At 52.0% G+C, this 7,117-nt stretch carries 4 protein-coding genes and 2 pseudogenes; 4 read left to right on the top strand and 2 right to left on the bottom strand.

Annotated features, from left to right (window positions below; genetic code table 11):
• Window positions 1-70 precede the first annotated feature (70 nt).
• Window positions 71-1,276, bottom strand: coding sequence for a S1C family serine protease (locus VU18_RS01395; protein ID WP_021321269.1), 1,206 nt, complete (start codon window positions 1,274-1,276; stop codon window positions 71-73).
• 219 nt (window positions 1,277-1,495) lie between these two features.
• A pseudogene (locus tag VU18_RS01390) lies at window positions 1,496-1,933 on the bottom strand (PepSY domain-containing protein); the annotation flags it as partial.
• A gap of 166 nt (window positions 1,934-2,099) precedes the next feature.
• Between VU18_RS01390 and VU18_RS01385 the strand changes: the two are divergent.
• The 4 genes and pseudogenes from VU18_RS01385 to VU18_RS18675 all read left to right on the top strand — a co-directional run.
• Window positions 2,100-2,762, top strand: a complete 663-nt coding sequence (locus VU18_RS01385; protein ID WP_031206136.1) for a response regulator transcription factor — start codon at window positions 2,100-2,102, stop codon at window positions 2,760-2,762.
• The gene (locus tag VU18_RS01380; protein WP_021321897.1) at window positions 2,752-4,125 is read left to right on the top strand and encodes a cell wall metabolism sensor histidine kinase WalK; all 1,374 of its coding nucleotides are present in this window, start codon (window positions 2,752-2,754) and stop codon (window positions 4,123-4,125) included. Before VU18_RS01385 ends, VU18_RS01380 begins: the two co-directional genes overlap by 11 nt.
• A gap of 652 nt (window positions 4,126-4,777) precedes the next feature.
• Window positions 4,778-6,778, top strand: a pseudogene (locus VU18_RS01375) (YhgE/Pip family protein); the annotation flags it as partial.
• 1 nt (window position 6,779) lies between these two features.
• A partial coding sequence (locus tag VU18_RS18675; protein ID WP_236687240.1) for a YhgE/Pip family protein occupies window positions 6,780-7,087 on the top strand: 308 nt, incomplete at its 5' end.
• Between the last annotated feature and the right edge of the window lie 30 nt (window positions 7,088-7,117).

Raw genomic sequence — 7,117 nt, 5'->3', positions numbered from 1 at the left:
CCCGCTTTTGTTGGATCCACAAAAAATCGCCCCTTCCCCGCCGATTCGCTGGAAAAGAGGCGATGTCTTCTTATGACTGGCTGCTGTCTCTCGCTTTTAAGGTAACCGATACGGTCGTCTCAAACCCGTCGCGATAGATCGTCAGTTTGATGCGATCACCGACCGCTGTTTTCGTATACAAATATTTGCGCAACGCGCTGACGCTGTCGATTTTCTCCCCGTTGATCGCCGTGATGACGTCTTTCGATTTCAATCCGGCCTCGGCGGCTGGGGAGAACGGTTCGACGGACGTGACGGCCGCCCCGCTTGTGATGTTCGACGGCAATTTCAATTCATTCGTGCGGACGTCATCGGACAAATCCGCCACATCGACAAGCTGGACGCCAAGGTACGGGCGTTTGATTTTCCCATCTTTCATCAGCTGCTCGACGATCGGTTTGACGTTTTCGCTCGGGATGGCAAAGCCGAGCCCTTCGACGCCCGTTTCCGCGATTTTCATGCTGTTGATGCCGATCACCTGCCCCGCGCTGTTAATGAGCGCTCCGCCGCTGTTGCCCGGGTTGATGGCGGCGTCCGTTTGGATGACGTCGATTTCCCAATCTCCCGCTGACGTTGAGACGGGCATCGTCCGTTTGCCGCTGACGATCCCTTCGGTGACCGTCCGCGACAAATCAAGGCCGAGCGGGTTGCCGATCGCCGCGACAGGCTCGCCGATTTTCACCTTCGACGAGTCGCCGAAACTCGCCACGTTCGTCACCCCTTCAGCGGGGATTTTCAAGACGGCGAGGTCGGTGAGGGCATCCGCGCCGACGATCTCGGCGTTCACTTTTTTCCCGTTCGCGAGCGCCACTTCGACTTTGTTTGCCCCTTCAATGACATGGTTGTTCGTCACAATGTAGGCCGCATCGCCGTCTTTTTTGAAAATCACACCCGACCCCGTCCCCGCTTCCGTATCTTGCGCTTGTTCGGAGAAAAAGTCGACTTGCTTTTGAATGTTGACGACGCCGACGACCGCATCGGCCACTTTATTAATGGCGGCGATCATGTTCGTGTTGACGTTCCCCGTCGGCTGCAATGGCAGCGCCTCGCTTTTTGCGGTCGTTTCCGCTGTTTCCGTTTGGGAATTCGTTTCTTCATGCATCCATTTCGGCGCCACATACCACGTCGCCGCGCTCCCGATCACCGCCCCCGCGACGGAAGCGGCGAGCCACGATACGAAGCGGCCGCGGCGTTTCGGTTCTGGCGTTGGGGTTGGTTCAAATGGCATCATGTCCATGGGTCATCTCCTCCCTCTAGAAATGTTCCTAACGGGAATGCTCCTTCATGATCCCTAATCGCATATGCGGCATTTTTGTGCGAATGGCCGCCAAGCAGTGAAATGGCGGGCGAAATACGACGATGCCACCGACATCGATCGGCCTTGCATAAAGAGAAGACCAGCGTCGCTGTTTCTTCCGGTTGTTCTGATGCATCGTTTCATCCCTTCCTGCGTACGTTATGTCGTCTCCGGCGCTGGCGTCATCCGCTTCTGCTTCCGCCTCCGTCCCGCTGCGAGCGTGCGGATCGACAGGAAAATCCCCGTCGCGGTCAAAATGATCATCGCCACCGCCGCGACATCAACCGCCCAGCGGATGTCAAGCGAACCGATTCTCCCTTCGTGCAGCTGGCGGACGAACATCATGAGCGACGATCCGCCTCCCTCGGCGCGCGGTGCCATCGGGGCCGTAGATGCCCCCGCTCCCGACGTCTGCCCCGCCCCGAACGCGTTCATTCCTTCCTGCGCGGCGCGGTGCATCTCGCCGCGCTCCGCCTGGCCAATGAGCCACGGCTCGGATAGAAGGAGCCCCGTCACCGCCTCAACAAGCAAAAAGATCGAACTGATCAGCCCAATCCAAAGATGCAAATTCCTCATTTTCCTCATCGCCGTTTTCCTCCTTTTCCTCTTCGTCCATCATGATAGCCAAGGAAGGTGAAAAAATGGTGAAAATTCTTTTTGAGAGAACGGCCTTCTGCGCGGCGAATCGGCTGCGTTTTCACCGTTTTTTCACGAACGATTTGATATGATAAGAAGGAAGAGAGACAGAACGGGAGGAATGGCGATGAAAATTTTGCTGGCCGAGGACGATCTTCACCTAGGGGAGCTGATCGTTCATTTATTGAAAAAGAAAGGCATCGACCATATTGATTGGGTGCAGGAAGGGGAAGATGCGTACGATTACGCCATGGCGGAGTTTTACGATGTCGTCGTGCTCGATTGGATGCTTCCAAACGGCGATGGGGTCGATGTGTGCCGCCGCCTGCGGCAAAACGGCTACACGGGCGCGATTTTGATGCTGACGGCGAAAGACGCGGTGCAAGACCGCGTCACCGGGCTTGAAGCCGGGGCGGATGACTATTTGGTCAAGCCGTTTGAAATCGATGAGCTCGTCGCGCGCTTAAAAGCGCTCGCCCGGCGCACGTTCGTCCCGCTCCAAGAGGAAAAAGTGACGTTTCACGGCTTCACATTGAACCGGACAAGCCATACGCTCCATCGCGGCGATGAAGAGATTTTCCTCACTCCACGCGAGTTTCAGCTTCTCGATTTGCTCGTGCAAAACCAAGGGCAAGTCGTGCCGCGCGAAACGATATTGGACCGCGTCTGGGGATGGGATGCCGATGTGTCAATGAAAACGATCGACGCGACAATCAAGCTATTGCGCAAAAAGTTGAAAGACGATGTCATCCAAACCGTTCGAGGAGTGGGGTATAAAATTGAAAAATAACTGGAGGGAATGGCGCGACTGGCTGCGCCGCCTAGGAAGCGCCGACTTGTTCCGCCGCGCCCATTGGCGGCTGACGGCGCTCTACAGCGGCATTTTCACGTTGTTTCTCGCCTTGTTTGTCATGATCGCCGCGGCCTTGTTTTACTGGATCGCTACCTCTGACCAAGAGCGGCGCATCAGCCGCCTCGCCGAGCAAGAGGCGAATACGATCGAACAAGTGCTGCTCAAGCAAAGCAATTTCGACTTGTTTGATGATGAAAATGTCATTTTGTTAAGCGAAGACCAACTCTTTTTTTACGTCATCGGCCCGGACGGGGGCCTGCTCGCCGGGGATGAAGTCCACCCGCGCCTGCGTCCGTATTTTTTAAACGCCTTGTCCCATCTCAAGGCAAATGAGCGCGCTCCCGTCTACATGAGCGTCTCTTTGCCGGAACATATGCCCGGCCTCGCGCGCGAAGCGGCCCGCGACTGGCGCGTGCTCGCCGCCGCCCGTCCGCTCGTCATCCACGGCGATTTCGTGGGCATGCTGTATATCGGCATGGACGTCACGTCGTTTTTCGGCGTGTTCCATTGGCTGCTCATTGTGCTCATCGGCTTGGCCGTTTTGTTTCTCGCCGTCGGCGTCGCGCTCAGCTTCTTTATGTCCAAGCGTGCGCTCGCACCGATTGAAGAGGCGTACGAGCGGCAGCGCCAGTTCGTCGCCGACGCCTCTCATGAGCTGCGGACGCCGCTCAGCGTCGTCTTCTCGTCCGTCGAGGCGCTTTCGCTTGAGGAAGATGTGATGAAAAACGACTTTGCCCGCCGCCTGCTCGACCGCCTGCGTGACGAATTGAAGCGAATCACGAAACTGATGAACGACTTGTTGACGCTCGCCCGCGCGGATGCGAAACACGCCGCGCTGGAGCTTTCAAAACAAACGTTCGATTTCCGCCCGCACGCCGAGCGCACGTTCCAGCTCATGTCGGAACTGGCGGCGAAAAAACAGATTACGATGCATTTTCACGCTCCCGAGCAAGCGCTCGTCACCGCTGACCCGGACAAATTGACGCAGCTGTTGTACATTTTGCTCGACAACGCGATCAAATACACCCCCGAAGGCGGCGAGGTGACGCTGTCGATCCGCACCGAGCCAAAGCACGTGTTCCTTTCCGTCAAAGACACCGGCATCGGCATCCCGCCGGAAGACATCGGCCGCATTTTCGACCGCTTTTACCGCGTCGACAAAGCGCGCTCGCGCCAACAAGGCGGCCACGGCCTCGGGCTGTCGATCGCCAAATGGATCGTCGACGCCCACGGCGGCGCGATCCACGTCCAAAGCCAACTCGGGCAAGGGTCGGAGTTTCTTGTCCGTCTGCCTGCTTAGAAGGCCGGTGAAAAACGGCTGTCACGAGCAAATCAGCGGCATTTCGCCAAAAAAGAAGGATGATTTCGCAAGGTTTTTCTAATTGGGAAATAGATGGAACTAGCAGCATTTTGTACTAAATCACCAGCCTTTTAGATCTTGCGGCGCGCTGTCATTGATAGGCGGCAAGGCGCGCCTTCTTTTTGAACATGATGAAATTGATTTTGCATTCAGCTGGCTACTCGCCACGTTTCACACTCAGCTTGTATGGAAGATGAAAACGGAAAATCGGAAATTTTATAGATGAACGATGGGCTTTATATTTTATCGCACTTCAAACATGAATGAATCATTTCTGCTTATTGCATGCAGGTATTGTTTATGATAAGATATAAAACGAAATGACCGAAACGTCCATTTGGTCAAAAAGATGAACGCCCCTGTTAGATAAAAAGAAACAAATGATTGATGCAACAACTCATCAGAGTGAATGGCACATGACTTTAAACGTTGATTGGGGGAAGGAACGCGAACCATTGTTTCAACAAAAGATTGCCCAACGGTTCGGCTGATATCGGTAAAAAGGATTGTCTCCATGACCATCCTTCTCTTTTTTACAAAAAATGACTAAATGGACAAATCGGTCAATATTATTAAAAAGGAGGTTCCGCATGTGCGTGCATTTCAATTATGGATGCAGGAATGGAAAGCAGTTGCATCCAATCGGAAAACACTGATTCCGATTATAGCTGTCTTATTTATTCCGCTTCTATACAGCGGCATGTTTTTATGGGCGTTTTGGGATCCATACGATCATTTGGACGAACTTCCTGTCGCCGTGGTAAACAAAGACAAGGGGACAACGTTTGAGGGGAAAGCGTTTCATCTCGGCGATGATCTTGTTGAAAAGTTAAAAGAAAAAAAACAGTTTAACTGGCATTTTGTAAACGAACATGAAGGGGAAAAAGGATTAAAAGAACAAAAGTACTATATGCTCATTCAAATCCCTGAAGATTTTTCACAAAATGCGACGACGTTGCAAGACGATCACCCGAAAAAACTTCAACTTATTTACAAGCCCAATGAAGGATTTAACTTTTTATCAGCCCAAATTGGCGGAACAGCGGTTGAAAAAATCAAAACAGAAGTAGCCAAAACGTTAACGGAAACGTACGCAGAAAATATGTTTGAAAACATTCAAACATTAGCAGACGGGTTAACAAAAGCGAGCGATGGAGCCAAACAATTACATGATGGTCTCGGCGAGGCAAAAAATGGAACAAACAAACTGTATGATGGAATGAAAAAAGCGGAGGATGGATCCAAAGATTTGCATCATCATTTAGCGACACTTGCCGAAAAATCCATGGCCTTTACTGACGGATTGAATCAAGCAGTCAATGGTTCCACGCAAGTTCAAGCAGGGGTTCAAATGCTTGACAACGGGATGAAACACATGGCCGACGGGCAAGGGCAGCTGCTTGACGGAGCAAAACAGGCGCAAGAGGGAACCGCAAATCTTGCTTCCGGTGCAAAACGCGTATATGAAGGAATGCAAACACTCGATGCCCGCATGCCGCAGCTTTTGCAAGGTTCGGAACAATTAAGCGGGGGAGCCGAAAAGCTAGCATCATCGCTTGCGCAATGGCAACAAGGGGCGGCTCGGGTTCAAACAGGGGCGACCCAAGTAACAGGCGGGCTTGAACAGTTAGCGGCGCAGCTTGATGCACTCATTGCTCAAACCCCCGATCCGACACAAAAGGCGGTGTATGAGCGGCTAAAGGAAAATGTTGAGAAATTATCATTCGGAAGCAAACAAGTCGAAAACGGCATTGCGCAGTTAAACGATGGAGCCAAAGCATTACAATCAGGAGCAGCGTCGTTAAACAGCGGGGCGAAACAGCTGCATGAAGGGCATATTGCTCTCGACCGCGGGGTCGACGAACTGCTTTCTGGACAACAGCAGCTTGTCAATGGCGCCAATGCACTCTTGAACGGCCAAGAAAAGCTTGTCGCAGGCATGAACACGTTGCACGAAAAAATGAAAGAAGCGGAACAAGGAGCTGACAAACTCGCGAATGGCGGCCAAACACTGACCTCTGGTCTGCAAGTGCTTGCTCAAGGAGCTGATCGGCTGCAAGACGGCGCCCATCAATTGGCGAATGGTTCGCAGCAACTAGCAAGCGGAATGAATGAATTAACGAGTGGGACAAGGCATTTGCAAAATGGGATGAATCGACTGACAGACGGCTCGGAAGAACTAGCGGATCAGTTAAAAGAAGGGGCCAAAAAAGCAAGCGACGTAAAAGCAAATAAAGACGTATACGACATGTTTGCAGAACCGGTGAAAGTAAAAAATGAAAAAGTGAATGAAGTGCCAAACTACGGAACAGGATTTACACCATATTTCTTGTCGTTAGGCTTGTTTGTTGGGGCGCTTTTACTCTCGATTGTCTTCCCGCTTCGCGAACCAGCAGCGGTTCCACGTTCGCCATTTCATTGGTTTTTTGCAAAATTTGGTGTGCTCATTGGGGTTGGGATTTTTCAAGCGCTTCTGGCCGATAGCGTATTGCTTTACGGACTTGACTTACAAGTGAAAAGCGTTCCGTTCTTTATCTTGTTTAGCGTCGTCACAAGCATTGCCTTTTTATCTGTCATTCAATTTCTCGTCACANCCTTCGGGGATCCGGGACGGTTTATTGGGATTGTCGTATTAATTTTGCAATTAACAACAAGCGCCGGAACGTTCCCGCTCGAGCTCATTCCGCGTTCGTTGCAGCATTTTAACGCATGGCTCCCAATGACCTATTCTGTTTTCGGATTCAAAGCGGTCATCTCAAGCGGCGATTTCTCATTTATGTGGGAAAACATCGGTAAGTTGCTGCTGTTTATCGTCGCCATGATGGTTGGAACGATGGCGTATTTTACGATGCAACATCGCCGGCGATTTGCAACAGCCGTCGAACAAGCTTCTGAGGCATAATATGCTTCAGAAGCTTTATTTTTCACCTCA

Source organism: Geobacillus sp. ZGt-1, from assembly GCF_001026865.1.
GTDB classification, from domain to species: Bacteria; Bacillota; Bacilli; order Bacillales; family Anoxybacillaceae; genus Geobacillus; species Geobacillus thermoleovorans.
Note: the sequence above shows the minus strand (reverse complement) of the source record. Positions and strands in the feature narration are given on the sequence as shown.